This is a genomic window from Aquitalea sp. FG25, from assembly GCF_057809375.1.
Genome location: NZ_JBMDJV010000005.1, coordinates 141,604 through 154,919 on the forward strand (window position 1 = coordinate 141,604; position 13,316 = coordinate 154,919).

Sequence of the window (13,316 nt, forward strand, 5' to 3'; positions counted from 1 at the left end):
GGTTTATCCACATGCTGTCAGTGACTTGAACACCGCAGCCTGTTAGTCGCTATTTTTGTGCAGTTACATTGTTTATCTTAAGCATAATTTTATTATGAAGAGACTAATGAGAGCGGTGGTTTTCTGTTGATAACCATAAAAAACACATGCTTGATCAGTAGCTTGTCCTGTTGATGGCACTGGGATTAATCCGGTGGCGGACAGGCTGGCAGATTGTGGATAAATATGGCCGGAATTATACACAGCTGTTTATCCACATCTGTTGCGCACGGAATTTACCTGGTTAACCACAGCGGCTTCGGTGCAGCTCGGTTACAATGCGCGCCATGATGAACGTACTGATTGTGCGTACCTCGTCGATGGGCGACCTTATCCACACTTGGCCAGCCATCACCGAGCTCAAGACGCACTACCCCAATCTCAGGATCAGCTGGCTGGCCGAAGAGAATTTTGCTGACATCCCCCGTTTGCACCCGGCGGTGGATGACGTTATTCCTCTGGCATGGCGACGCTGGCGCAAACAGCTGCTGTCACCAGTCATCTGGGCAGAAATGAAAGCCGTGCGCCAGAAACTGCGCGCTACGCAATGGGATCTGGTGGTGGATTGCCAGGGGCTGCTGAAAAGTGCGGTGCCTGCCAAATTCAGCGGTGCGCCGCTGACTGGTTATGACCGCCGCAGCATCCGCGAGCCGCTGGCCTGTCTGCTATATGACAAGACGCACCGGGTGGACTGGTCGCTGTCGGCTGTTGAACGCTGTCGCTTGCTGCTGGCCAAGGTATTCGGTTACCAGACAGAGGGCAGTCCATGTTTTGGCGTACCGGCGGCAGCGCGTCCGGCCTGGCTGCAAGCCGAGCGCTACGCCGTGCTGCTGCATGCCACCAGCCGCGCTTCCAAGGAATGGCCGGAACCGCACTGGATTGCACTGGGTGAAAAGCTGGTGGCACAACACGGCCTGCAATTGATCATTCCCTGGGGCAATACCGCCGAACAGCAGCGTGCAGAACGACTGGCTGCCGCCATGCCGCAAGCCGTGGTGGCACCACGGATGAATCTGGTGGAAGCCTGTGGTTTGCTGGGCCATGCCCGCGCCGTCATTGGCGTCGACACTGGCCTGTCTCATCTGGCCAATGCCCTGAATGTGCCGCTGGTGGCCATTTACACCGATACCGACCCCGGCAAAACCGGCGTAGTGGAAACCCCGTGGGCCACCAATCTGGGCAATATCGGCCAGTGTCCGACGGTGGATACGGTGTATCAGGCACTGTTGGCGCGCAAGGACATGCAATGAATTGGCGGCGTGGGCTGTACTCGCTGTTGTGGTGGGTTGCCACGCCCCTGATTCGCCGCTATCTGAAAAAACGTGCGCGCAAGGCCCCGGCCTATCTGCAGCACTGGGATGAACGTTTCGGCCAGGCCAAGCTGCCGCAGGCGACTGGGGCGATCTGGATTCATGCGGTATCGGTGGGCGAAACCCGTGCCGCACTGCCGCTGATCCAGGCCATCCGCCAGCGCTGGCCGGATGCGCCGCTGCTGCTCACCCAGATGACCCCTACCGGTCGCGAAACTGCCTGCCAGCTCTACCCCGATGCCGAAGTGCGCTATCTGCCTTACGACTATCCCGGCGCGGTAAGGGATTTTCTGGCCATCTGGCAGCCACGCTTTGGCGTGCTGATGGAAACCGAGCTATGGCCGAACTTGCTGCATGCGGCACGCCAGCAAGGTGTGCCGGTATTCCTGGCCAATGCGCGCTTGTCGGAAAAATCGTTACGCGGTTATCGCCGTATTCAGGGCCTGATTAGCCCGGCATTGCGTGATTTGACCGCCATTGCTGTGCAAAGCCAGCAAGATGCTGAACGTTTGCAGCAATTGGGTGCCGTTTCACCACAAGTCTGTGGCAATACCAAGTACGATTTCACCCCGCCAGCCGCCATGGCCGAACTGGCGGCGCAGTTTCGCCAGCGCATTGGCAGCCGCCCGGTATTCATTTGCGCCAGTACCCGTGATGGCGAGGAACAGCTGATCCTGCAGGCCTGGCAGCAGGCCGAGGTGGGCAATACCTTGCTAGTGCTGGTACCGCGCCACCCTGAGCGCTTTGACAGCGTGGCCGCGCAGGCACAGGGCATGGGTTTTGCCGTGCAACGTCGCAGCCAGCAACAGGACATTGCCGCCGACACCAGCGTGTGGCTGGGCGACAGCATGGGCGAGCTGTTTGCCTACTATGGCTGTGCCGATGTGGCCTTTGTTGGCGGCAGCCTGCAGCCACTGGGCGGGCAGAACCTGATTGAACCGGCCAGCCTCGGCCTGCCGGTGTTGTTTGGCCCGTCCATGTTCAATTTTACCCAGGCCAGTGAATTGGCCCTGGAGGCTGGCGCTGCCATGCAAGTGGCAGATGCCGACGCACTGGTGCAGCAAGCGCTCGGCCTGTTGCAGGACGAGGCCCGCCGTCAACAAATGCACCACGCCGCGCTGGTGTTTACTGCTGCGCATCGTGGTGCCAGCCAGCGTATTGTCCAGCTGTTGCAGGCGCACCTGCCTGCCTGATGCTGTTGCCTGCCTGCTACGGGGCGTCAGTCATTTCCTGTCTTGCATCAATTTTTTTCGGATAGTGCTTTGCCATTTTTATACGCTTGTATAAATTGATGGTATGCATAGTGAATCAGCCTCCCATCCCACCCGTAGCCTGTTGCTGGAACATGGCTTGCAGCAGCTGCGACAACACGGCTTGCGCCGGCTGACCGTGCGCGGTGTCTGTCAGCAAGCCGGGGTGAACCCCGGTGGTTTTGTCTATCACTTTGGCAACCGTCAGCAATTTGTCAGCACGCTGTTGGAGCTGTGGTATGCGCCGCTATACCGGCAATTGCAGGACAGCCTGCAACAGCAGGGCGAGCCCTTGAGCCGACTGTCGGCCATGCTGTTGCAACTGGCGGATTTTGCCAAAGCCGAGGGCGGGGTAATCAGTCAGCTGTTGCTGGATGCCGGTTCGGGCGAAACAGCAGCAGTGGAATTCATCCGTGGCCTGGCACCGCGCCATCCGCAACTGCTGCTGCAATGCCTGAGCGAAGCGCAACAGGCAGGCCAGCTATGCCAGGCACCACCACTGCATCAATTGATGTTTCTGATGTCGGCACTGGGTTTCCCGGTGCTGCTGCAACAACTTAACAGTGGCAAGAACATTCTGCCGGATCTGCTGCAGCAGGCATTGGCCAGCTATGCAGTGGAGCCGGTACATCTGCAGCAAAGACTGAACTGGGCGCTGAAAGGTCTTGGTGCCGGGGAGAGACAACATGACTAAAAAACGGGTGTTGCTGGGGCTGCTGCTGTTGGCGCTGCTGGCAGCGGGCATCTGGCGCTGGCAGCAAGACAAGCAGGGCAATGAGCTGGTGCTGTCTGGCAATGTGGATATCCGTGAGGTCAATCTGTCCTTCCGTGTTGGCGGCCGCTTGCAGCAAGTGCTGGTGGATGAAGGCGCCACGGTGAAAGCTGGGCAGATACTGGCCCGTCTGGACGACGCACCACAACGCAATGCCCTGGCCGATGCCGAAGCTGCGCTCGCTGCGCTCAAGGCCCGGCAATCGCTGATGCACCAGGGTTATCGGGCGGAAGATGTGGCACAGGCCCGCGCTACGCTGGATGCCCGCCAGGCGGTGCTGACCGATGTCAATGCCGCCTGGCAGCGGCAACAGGAACTGGCCGGCAGCGGTGCTGCAGCGGTCAAGGCGCTGGATGCCGCCCGCTCAGCGCATGAACAGGCACAAGCGCAGTATCAGGCCGCGCAACAGCAATACCAGGCACTGAGCAAGGGCTACCGGCCGCAGGAAGTGGCCGAAGTGGACGCCAATGTGAAACGGGCCGAGGCCCAGCTGGCCAGTGCGCAGCTGCAACTGGCCGATACCGTGCTGCGCGCACCGTCGGACGGCATCATCCTGACCCGGGTGCTGGAACCGGGCAGCATGCTGGCAGCCGGTGCCAGCAGCTTGACCTTGTCGCTCACCCAGCCGGTGTGGGTGCGCGCCTATGTGGCAGAGCCGCATTTGGGCGATTTCAGGCCGGGCTGCGCGGTGACGGTGTACCGCGACGGTCGTGAACAGCCCTATGCCGGTCGCGTGGGTTTTGTTTCGCCCACGGCGGAATTCACGCCCAAGAATGTGGAAACGGCGGATCTGCGCACCGCCCAGGTTTACCGCCTGCGCGTCATCATCTCCCAGCCGGATGCCGCCTTGCGTCAGGGTATGCCGGTGACGGTGAAACAGGCTGATTGTGGCCGTGAGTGAGGCTATTGCTATCCGCCTGCGCGCGCTGGGCCATGCCTTTGCCGGTCGCCCGGCCTTGCATGCGCTGGATGCCGACATCCGTCGCGGTCTCATCACCGGGCTGGTGGGGCCGGATGGTGCCGGCAAGACCACCCTGCTGCGGCTGATGGCCGGTTTGCTCAAGCCTGACAGCGGCAGCTTGCAGGTGGAAGGGCTGGACCCGGTAACGGCGGGGGATGCACTGCGCCTGCAACTGGGCTATATGCCGCAAAAATTCGGCCTGTACGAAGACCTTACCGTGCTGGAAAACCTCACGCTGTATGCCGATTTGCGCGGTGTTACCGGCCAGGCACGGGCTGAAAGCTTTGCACGGCTGCTGGCGTTTACCGATCTGGCCCGCTTTACCGACCGGCTGGCCGGTAAATTGTCCGGCGGCATGAAACAGAAACTGGGGCTGGCCTGCACCCTGCTGGGTTCGCCGCGCATTCTGCTGCTGGATGAACCCTGTGTCGGGGTGGATCCCATCTCGCGCCGTGAGCTGTGGCGCATGGTCAGCAGTCTGGCCGATGGCGGCATGGCGGTGCTGTGGAGCACTTCCTATCTGGACGAGGCCGAGCTGTGCGGCGAAGTACTGCTGATGCACGAAGGCCGCCTGCAATACAGCGGCAGTCCGCAGGCGCTGATGGACAGCATGCAGGGCCGCAGCCTGCTGCTGCAGGGCATTAGCGGTAATCGCCGCCAGGTATTGCGCCGCGCACTGCGCTGCCCGCAGGTGATAGACGGTGCCTTGCAAGGCCATGCGGTGCGGCTGGTGTTGCGTACGGCAGGCGAGCTGCCAGATCTCACCAGTCTGGATGCCGGGCCGGACGCCAGCTTGCAGGCAGTCAAACCACGGCTGGAAGATGCCTTCATCGATTTGCTGGGCGGCGGGCCGGGTGGCGATTCACCGCTTACCGAACACATGCCGCCAGCACGACTGCCGGATGGCGTGGATGCCGACGCCGTCATTGTGGCCGAACAACTCACCCGCCGTTTTGGCGATTTTATCGCCACCGATCATGTGGATTTCCGTATCCGCCGTGGCGAAATCTTCGGCCTACTTGGCCCTAATGGCGCGGGCAAATCCACCACCTTCAAGATGATGTGCGGCCTGTTACCGGTGAGCAGTGGTCAGGCGCGGGTGATGGGGCTGGACCTGAAAAAATCCGCCAGCCAGGCACGGCAGCAAATCGGCTATATGGCGCAGAAATTTGCCCTGTACAGCAACCTCAGCGTGGCGCAGAACCTGGAGTTTTTCTCCGGCATCTACGGCCTGTCCGGCGCGCGCCAGAAGGCAGCGGTAGCCGATATGGTGCGGGTATTTGCCTTGCAGCCCTTTCTGGCCATGAATGCCGGAGAACTGCCGCTGGGTTTCAAGCAGCGGCTGGCACTGGCTTGCGCGCTGATGCATCAGCCGCCCTTGCTGTTTCTGGACGAGCCCACATCGGGGGTGGACCCGGTCAGCCGGCGCGAATTCTGGAGCCATATCAACAGCCTGGTGGACAAGGGCGTCACAGTGATGGTGACCACCCATTTCATGGACGAGGCCGAGTATTGCGACCGCATCGGCCTGGTGTATCGCGGCCGCATGATTGCCAGCGGCACTCCGGATGAACTCAAGGCGCTGGTGGCCGATGCCGATCTGCCCGATCCCGGTATGGAAGATGCCTTCATCGCGCTGGTGCAGCGTGACGACCAATTGCGGGAGGCCACATGAGCCTCAGCCTGCGTCGCCTTGCTGCGCTGTGCCGCAAGGAAAGCTACCAGATCGTGCGCGACCCCAGCAGCATCCTGATTGCCTTCGTGTTGCCGGTATTACTGCTGTTCATCTACGGCTATGGCATCAATCTGGATGCCAACCGGGTGCGCCTGGGCATCGTGCAGCAGGATGGCGGCGTGGAAGCCAGCCGTCTGGTGCAAACGCTGCAAGCCTCGCCTTATATTGCTGCCAGCCTGTCCACGTCCGAGTCCGCCATGCGCCAGCAATTGCAGGCGGGCAGCGTGCGCGGGGTGGTGATTGTGCGCAGCGATTTCTCCGCCAGGGTCAGGCAAGGGCAAGGTGCCGCTGCCATCCAGCTGCTGACTGACGGTGCCGAGCCCAATACCGCCAATTTTGTCGCCAGCTATGTGCAGGGGGTATTCCAGCTGTGGCTGAACCAGCGCCAGAGCGGCCAGCCCGCCACCGCCACGCTGACGCTGCAGCCGCGCTACTGGTTCAACCCCACCACGGTAAGCCGCAATTATCTGGTGCCCGGTTCCATTTCGGTGATCATGACCATCATCGGCGCGCTGCTTACCTCGCTGGTGGTGGCACGCGAGTGGGAGCGCGGCACCATGGAGGCGCTGCTGTCCACCCCGGTGACGCGGGCCGAGCTGCTGCTGTCCAAGATCATTCCCTACTACCTGCTGGGCATGGCGGCGATGGCCATGTGCGTGCTGGTGGCCACGCTGATCATGGGTGTGCCATTGCGTGGTTCGCTATGGGTGTTGTTTGTGGTCACCAGCCTGTTTCTGGGCAGCGCGCTGGGGCTGGGGCTGTTGCTGTCCACCACCACGCGCAACCAGTTTGTCGCCGCGCAGTTTGCCCTGACGGCGGCTTTCCTGCCCGCCATCATGCTGTCCGGCTTTGTGTTTGAAATCCGCAGCATGCCGCTGGCGGTACAGGCGGTGACTTACCTGATTCCGGCGCGTTATTTTGTCAGCGCCTTGCAGACGCTATTCCAGGCTGGGGAGATTTGGCCGGTCTTGTTGATCAACCTGCTGTTTCTGCTGCTGTCCGCCGCCTTCTGGCTGGGGCTGACCGCCTGGCGGACACCGCGCCGACTGGATGGCAACTGAGATGTGGCAACGTCTGTTCACTCTGATTCGCAAGGAAATGCAGGCGCTGTTGCGCACGCCGCAAAGCCGTCGCCTGCTGATTGCCCCGGTGCTGCTGCAACTATTGTTGTTTCCCTTCGCCGCCACGCTGGAAGTAAAAAACAGCACGCTGGCGGTGTTCAATCAGGATGGCGGCGCCGCTTCCATCGAGCTGGTACAGCGGCTGGCCGCCACCCAGGCCTTTCCGCAAGTGCTGATGTTACACAGCCAGCAAGACATGCAGCAGGTGATAGACCGGCAACAGGCCTTGCTGGCCATCAGCCTGCCGCAGGATTTCTCCCGTCGGCTGGCCAGCGGCCAGAGCGTGACGGCGCAGGCCATTATTGACGGGCGGCGCAGCAATAGCGCGCAGATTGCCTATGGCTACGCCCTGCAAGTGGTGCAGCAGTACGCTGCCGAGCGCAGCCGACAAGCCATGCCAGCGCGGCTGCTGGTGCAAAACCTGTACAACCCCAATCTGGAATACCGCTGGTTTGTGCTGCCCAGCCTGGTGGCCATCATCACCACCATCGGCTGCCTGATGGTGACCGCGCTGTCACTGGCGCGGGAACGCGAGGAAGGTACGTTCGAGCAACTGCTGGTGTCGCCGCTGACGCCGGGCTACATCATGGCTGGCAAGGCACTGCCCGGCATGCTGGTGGCGCTGGTGCAAGGCTGCATCATTGCGGCTGCTGCGGTGTGGGTGTACCACGTACCGTTCAGCGGTACGGTCGGGCTGCTGATTGTGTCCATGCTGTGCTACGGGCTGTCGCTGGTGGGCTTCGGCCTGCTGATTTCCGCGCTCAGCAGCAATCAGCAGCAGGCGTTTTTAGGGTCGTTTGCCTTTATGTCGCCAGCGGTGATTTTGTCCGGCTACATGGCCCCGGTGGAAAACATGCCGCTGCCGCTGCGCATGGTCAGCGCGGTGGACCCGCTTACCCACTTCATCGTCATCGTCAAGGGCATCTTCCTGAAGGGCTATGGCCTGGCTGAGGCCTGGCCGCACCTGTGGCCGCTGCTGGCCATTGCTGCCGGTACGCTGGCGCTGGCCTACCGGATGTTCCTGCAGAGGAGTCACTGATGTTCCACGCCAAATCCCTGTTTCCCCTGCTGCTGCTGGCACTTACCGCCTGCGCAGTTGGCCCGGATTACCACGCGCCGCAAACCACCCTGCCGTCGCATTACCAGAACCAGCCTGCCAGCAGCCAGCCGCAATTGCAGCGCTGGTGGACGGTGTTTGACGATGCCGCGCTCAGCCAGCTGGTGGAGCAGGCCTTGCAGTCCAGTCCGGATCTGGCACAGGCCGAGGCGCGGGTGCGGCAGGCGCGGGCCAGCCTGGGCGTGGTGGACAGCGCACTGTGGCCGCAGCTGAATGCCGGTGCGCGCAGCGGGCGCGACCAGTTCAGCCGCAATAGCGAAAACTTTGCCAACATCCCGTTTGCCAATCCGCGCACCGGCTTTAACGACCAGCGCCTGCAACTGGATGCCAGCTGGGAAATCGACTTGTTTGGCCATACCGCCCGCAGCCGCGAAGCTGCTAGTGCGCGGCTGGACAGCATGCAGGAACAGCAGGCCGATGTGGCGTTAAGAGTGGCGGCGGAAGTGGCGCGCAATGTGATTGATTACCGTGGCTGGGTGGCACGCCAGCGCAATCTGGAAGCCCAGCTGGCGGCGGCGCGGGAAAACCTGCGCCTGACCGGTTTGCTGCGTCAGAGCGGTGAAGTGTCCGATAGCGAGCTGAACCAGGCCGCCAGCAGTGTGGCCAGCCTGCAAGCGGCACTGCCCCCTTTGCAGACAGCGCAGGGTGCCGCCTTGGCGGCGCTGAGCGTATTGCTGGATCAGCCCCAGGCACAGCTGGCCGCCACGCTGGCCGGTGAGCGGCCAATCCCGGCCACGCTGGCGCAGCCACCTGTGGGCCTGCCTGCTGATTTGCTGCGCCGTCGGCCCGATGTCCGTCAGGCCGAGCGCGAACTGGCGGCAGCAACTGCCGACATCGGCGTGGCAGTGGCCGAGCAATATCCACGGCTGGTATTGGTGGGCAGTGGTGGCTGGGACTCCATCCACGCAGGTAATCTCACCGCCGCTGCCAGCCGCTTCTGGAATGTCGGCCCGCAGCTGAGCCTGCCCTTGTTTGCCGGTGGGCGGCTGAAAAACCAGGTGACGGCGCACGAAGCCGCACGGGATGCCGCGCTGGCCGCCTATCGCCAGAAAGTGTTGGCAGCGCTGGCGGATACCGAAACCGCCCTGTTGCGTTACCAGCAGGAGGCCCAGCGGCAGCAGGCCTTGCAGGCCAATGTGGAACTGGCTGAGTTGCAGCTGGGTTTGGCGCGGCAACGTTTCCGGGTGGGCGAAGCCGCACAGACCGAAGTTCTGCTACAGCAGCAGCAAACCGCGCAACAGCGCGAAGCCTGGCTGGCGTCCCGTCAGGCGCAGGCGGAAAACCTGGTGGCCCTGTTCAAGGTGCTGGGTGGTGATGTGCAACAGGACGCGGGGCGAAAATAAAAATCCCGGCACCAGGCCGGGATGAGACAGGCAGCGGAACGGACAGCGGCTAGTCGAATAGCGCCGCCATCTGGCGGGCGGCAGCGGCGGGGTCATCCGCGTCAAACAAGCCGCCAATCACCGCAATGGCGCTGGCACCGGCCTCGACTACCTGGGCAGCATTGTCCGGATTGATGCCGCCAATGGCGACCGACGGCAGGCCCAGTTTTTTGGCTTCGCCAAACAGCGACAGCGGTGCCGCCACGGCATTGGGCTTGGTGCGGGAGGGGAATACGGCACCGAAAGCAACATAGCTGGCACCATCGCGTGCAGCCTGCTCGGCCAGTGCGATGTCGTTGTAGCAGGACACGCCAATGATGGCATCCGGCCCCAGCACGGCGCGGGCGTCCGCCACCGAGCCATCGGTCTTGCCCAGATGCACGCCATCGGCTTCCACCGCACGGGCGAGTGTCACATCGTCGTTGATCAGGAACAGCACCTGGCGGCTTTTGCACAGGCTGGCCAGCAAGCTGGCCTGGCGCAGGCGGCGCACGGTGTTGTCGCTCTTGTTGCGGTATTGCAGGATGGCCACGCCGTTATCCAGCACGCAGCTTACCTTGGCCAGCAATTGCTCGCTGTCTTCTGCCTCCGGCGATACCGCATACAAGCCCTTAATCACTGTCACCCTCTGCTCCTTCATCTTCGCGGGCCCAGAACATCCGGTCCGGGATGTATTGGCCCATGCCGGGGCGGAAACCCGCCACCAGGCTTTGATAGGTATATTCTTGTGCTTCGCGTACCGCCTCCGGCAGCATCAGCCCGGTGGCCAGCATGCCGGCGATAGCCGATGCCAGGGTACAGCCGGAGCCATGATAGCTGCCGGGTAGCCGCTCCCAGCGGTCCGCACGCACCACGCCGTTGGGACTGTACAGACTGTTTATGACTTCTTTGGTATTTTCGTGCGTGCCGGTAATCAGCACATGCGGACAACCCAGTGCCAGCAGCCGTTTGGCCGCTTCGTCCAGGCTCAGTTCCTCATCCTCGTCCGGGTCGTTCATCGCCAGCCGCCGTGCTTCCATGCTGTTGGGGGTGATGATGGACACTTGCGGAATCAGCAAATCGCGCATGGCGGCAATCAGGTCGTCATCGGCCAGCTCGTGGCCGCCGCCGCTGCGCAGCACCGGGTCCAGCACCACCGGCACATCCGGATAGTCGGCAATCAGCTGGGCCACCACGGCCACGTTTTCCACGCTGCCCAGCATGCCGATCTTGAACACCAGCACCGGAATGTCTTCCAGCAGAAAACGCGCCTGGTCGTTCACCATATCGGAATCCAGCACCATGAAGTCGTCCACGCCCACCGTGTCCTGCACGGTAATGGCGGTAATCACGGACAAGGGGTGGCAACCCAGGCTGGCCAGGGTGAGAATGTCGGCCTGGATGCCGGCGCCGCCAGAAGGGTCGGAACCAGCCAGGGTGAGTACTGCGGGTGGTGGGGGCAATGTGGACAAGGCGGTAACCTCTTTGGTCAGATCGTGCAGCAGCAATTAGAATGCCTATTTTAACCGAGCTTGGAACAAACGTATGCGCACTTGGATGTGTCTGATTTGCGGTTTCATCTACGACGAGGAAGCCGGGCGGCCGGAAGATGGCATTGCGCCGGGAACTCCGTGGGAAGATGTCCCGCCCAATTGGACCTGTCCCGACTGCGATGCTCGCAAGGACGATTTCGAAATGGTGGAAATCTGAGCCAGCGGCACGCATGCATATTCACGGTAAACACGCCGTGGCAAGGAATGTGGCATGAAACAAGTTTGCAGAAAAGTCTTTTCCCACGCGGCGCTGGTACTGGCGCTGGTTGGCTGTGCCCAGGTCAACACCACCAATAGCGGTGTGGTGGGTATTAATCGCGGCCAAAACATGTGGCTCAGCGCGCAGGAGGTGGAGCAGTCCTCGGCCAAGTCCTACGCGGGTCAGGTGAGTCAGGCGCGCAGCGCGGGCAAGCTCAATACCGACAAGGCACTCACGGCAAGGGTGAGGCGCGTGGCGCAACGGCTGATTGCCCAGACGCCGGTATTCCGTCCGGATGCCGCCAAATGGAAGTGGGAGGTCAATGTTGCCCAGACGCAGGAGCTGAATGCCTACGCCATGGCGGGCGGCAAGATCATGGTGTATTCCGGCCTGGTAACACGCTTGCAGCTGACGGATGACGAAATGGCGGCGGTGATCGGCCATGAAATCGCCCATGCCCTGCGTGAACACAGCCGGGAAACCATGAGCCAGGCTTATGCCCAGCAGATGGGCTTGTCGCTGGTGGGGGCGGTGGCCGGGTTGAACCAGAGCCAGCTCAATCTGGCTGGCATGGCGGCCGATGTTGCCCTGAGCAAGCCGCACAGCCGCACCATGGAATCCGAAGCCGACATCATCGGTCTGGAGCTGATGGCGCGTGCCGGTTACAACCCCAATGCTGCCGTCAATGTGTGGAACAAGATGATGAGCGCCGGTGGCGGCAGCGGGCCGGAATTCCTCTCCACCCACCCGTCCGGGCCCACGCGCATCAGCGACTTGCAGGCACATATCCCGCAAGTCATGCCTTTGTATCTGCAAGCAAAACGCGGTTGAGCATGCTGTTTCACGTGAAACAGCATCCGGCAATCGCCTGAATGGAGTCTGAATTGGCTTACCTGTATCTGAAGGCTTTTCACATCATTTTTGTCACATCGTGGTTTGCCGGGCTGTTCTACCTGCCGCGCATTTTCGTCAATCTGGCCATGGCGGCACCGGGTACCGAGTACGATCGCCTGTTGCTGATGGCGCGCAAGCTGTACCGCTTCACCACGCCGCTGGCGGTACTGGCCTTGGTGTTGGGTATGGCCTTGTGGCAGGGCTTTGGTATTGGCGGTGGCTGGATGCATGCCAAGCTCAGCCTGGTGGCGCTGCTGATTGCTTACCATCTGTACTGCGGCAAGCTGTATCGCGATTTTGTCGCCGGGGCCAATCGCCACAGCCATGTGTGGTACCGCTATTTCAATGAAATCCCGGTGCTGGCGCTGTGTGCGGTGGTGATTCTGGTGGTGGTCAAACCCTTCTGAATTGAGTTGGCTCACCAAGAGCCGGGCCATGGGCCCGCAACAGGAAAACAAGTATGGGACTGGAAATCGAACGCCGCTTTGTGATTGCCAATGACAACTGGCGCGGCCTGGCCGAAGGCGTGCAATACCGCCAGGGTTATCTGTCGGTAGAAAAGGAACGCACGGTGCGGGTGCGCATTGTGGGCGATCAGGCCTGGCTCACCCTCAAGGGCAATATCAGCGACATCAGCCGCCACGAATTCGAATACACCATTCCGCTGGCGGATGCCCAGACCATTATGGACGCCATGTGCCCGATGGTGGTGGACAAGCTGCGCCACCGCATCGCGTTTGGCGGCTTTGTCTGGGAAGTGGACGAATTCTTTGGCGACAACGCCGGGCTGGTGCTGGCGGAAATCGAATTGCCCGCCGAAGACACCCCATTTGCCAAGCCGGACTGGGTAGGCGCGGAAGTCACCCAGGATGGGCGATATACCAATGCTTATCTGTCCAAGAACCCTTACACCAGCTGGCCGCAGCGCTGAAATGCCAACACTGCCTGGCCCGGCTGTGGAAAAATAACGTTTTTGCCAGCATGGATTCAGCGGCGCAGGCCCT

At 61.6% G+C, this 13,316-nt stretch carries 14 protein-coding genes; 12 read left to right on the plus strand and 2 right to left on the minus strand.

Going from position 1 to position 13,316, the window contains the following annotated elements; all coding sequences use genetic code 11:
- The first annotated feature begins 329 nt into the window (after positions 1-329).
- The 8 genes from waaC to ACODR9_RS06755 all read left to right on the plus strand — a co-directional run bounded on the left by waaC (position 330) and on the right by ACODR9_RS06755 (position 9,648).
- A complete protein-coding gene (gene waaC / locus ACODR9_RS06720; RefSeq protein ID WP_488808432.1) occupies positions 330-1,289 on the plus strand; it encodes a lipopolysaccharide heptosyltransferase I in 960 nt (319 codons plus the stop codon).
- Positions 1,286-2,542, plus strand: coding sequence for a lipid IV(A) 3-deoxy-D-manno-octulosonic acid transferase (waaA, locus tag ACODR9_RS06725; RefSeq protein WP_488808349.1), 1,257 nt, complete (start codon positions 1,286-1,288; stop codon positions 2,540-2,542). The genes waaC and waaA overlap by 4 nt, the downstream gene beginning before the upstream one ends.
- Before the next feature lie 103 nt (positions 2,543-2,645).
- A complete protein-coding gene (locus tag ACODR9_RS06730; protein WP_488808350.1) occupies positions 2,646-3,293 on the plus strand; it encodes a TetR/AcrR family transcriptional regulator in 648 nt (215 codons plus the stop codon).
- A complete protein-coding gene (gene hlyD, locus ACODR9_RS06735) occupies positions 3,286-4,272 on the plus strand; it encodes a secretion protein HlyD (RefSeq protein ID WP_488808352.1) in 987 nt (328 codons plus the stop codon). Before ACODR9_RS06730 ends, hlyD begins: the two co-directional genes overlap by 8 nt.
- Positions 4,265-6,007 (plus strand): ATP-binding cassette domain-containing protein, encoded by a 1,743-nt coding sequence (locus ACODR9_RS06740; RefSeq protein WP_488808353.1) that lies wholly within the window; start codon positions 4,265-4,267, stop codon positions 6,005-6,007. Before hlyD ends, ACODR9_RS06740 begins: the two co-directional genes overlap by 8 nt.
- On the plus strand, positions 6,004-7,128 hold the full coding sequence (locus ACODR9_RS06745) for an ABC transporter permease (RefSeq protein WP_488808354.1): 1,125 nt from the start codon (positions 6,004-6,006) through the stop codon (positions 7,126-7,128). Before ACODR9_RS06740 ends, ACODR9_RS06745 begins: the two co-directional genes overlap by 4 nt.
- Before the next feature lies 1 nt (position 7,129).
- Positions 7,130-8,227 carry an ABC transporter permease gene (locus tag ACODR9_RS06750; protein ID WP_488808355.1) on the plus strand — a complete coding sequence of 366 codons (1,098 nt, stop codon included), beginning with the start codon at positions 7,130-7,132 and terminating at the stop codon, positions 8,225-8,227.
- A complete protein-coding gene (locus tag ACODR9_RS06755; protein ID WP_488808356.1) occupies positions 8,227-9,648 on the plus strand; it encodes an efflux transporter outer membrane subunit in 1,422 nt (473 codons plus the stop codon). Before ACODR9_RS06750 ends, ACODR9_RS06755 begins: the two co-directional genes overlap by 1 nt.
- Before the next feature lie 49 nt (positions 9,649-9,697).
- Here the strand turns inward: ACODR9_RS06755 and thiE are convergent, their stop codons facing one another.
- Positions 9,698-10,312, minus strand: coding sequence for a thiamine phosphate synthase (gene thiE / locus ACODR9_RS06760; RefSeq protein WP_488808357.1), 615 nt, complete (start codon positions 10,310-10,312; stop codon positions 9,698-9,700).
- On the minus strand, positions 10,299-11,174 hold the full coding sequence (gene thiD, locus ACODR9_RS06765) for a bifunctional hydroxymethylpyrimidine kinase/phosphomethylpyrimidine kinase (protein WP_488808358.1): 876 nt from the start codon (positions 11,172-11,174) through the stop codon (positions 10,299-10,301). The genes thiE and thiD overlap by 14 nt, the downstream gene beginning before the upstream one ends.
- A 37-nt stretch (positions 11,175-11,211) precedes the next feature.
- Here thiD and ACODR9_RS06770 point away from each other — a divergent pair, with 37 nt between their 5' ends.
- From ACODR9_RS06770 to ACODR9_RS06785, 4 genes are read left to right on the plus strand one after another with little or no spacing between them, the layout of a single operon-like run.
- On the plus strand, positions 11,212-11,376 hold the full coding sequence (locus ACODR9_RS06770) for a rubredoxin (RefSeq protein WP_045845915.1): 165 nt from the start codon (positions 11,212-11,214) through the stop codon (positions 11,374-11,376).
- 54 nt (positions 11,377-11,430) lie between these two features.
- Positions 11,431-12,249, plus strand: coding sequence for a M48 family metallopeptidase (locus ACODR9_RS06775; protein WP_488808360.1), 819 nt, complete (start codon positions 11,431-11,433; stop codon positions 12,247-12,249).
- 41 nt (positions 12,250-12,290) lie between these two features.
- Positions 12,291-12,719 (plus strand): CopD family protein, encoded by a 429-nt coding sequence (locus ACODR9_RS06780; RefSeq protein ID WP_488808361.1) that lies wholly within the window; start codon positions 12,291-12,293, stop codon positions 12,717-12,719.
- A 53-nt stretch (positions 12,720-12,772) separates the two neighbouring features.
- Positions 12,773-13,243 carry a CYTH domain-containing protein gene (locus ACODR9_RS06785; RefSeq protein WP_488808362.1) on the plus strand — a complete coding sequence of 157 codons (471 nt, stop codon included), beginning with the start codon at positions 12,773-12,775 and terminating at the stop codon, positions 13,241-13,243.
- The last annotated feature ends 73 nt before the right edge of the window (positions 13,244-13,316 follow it).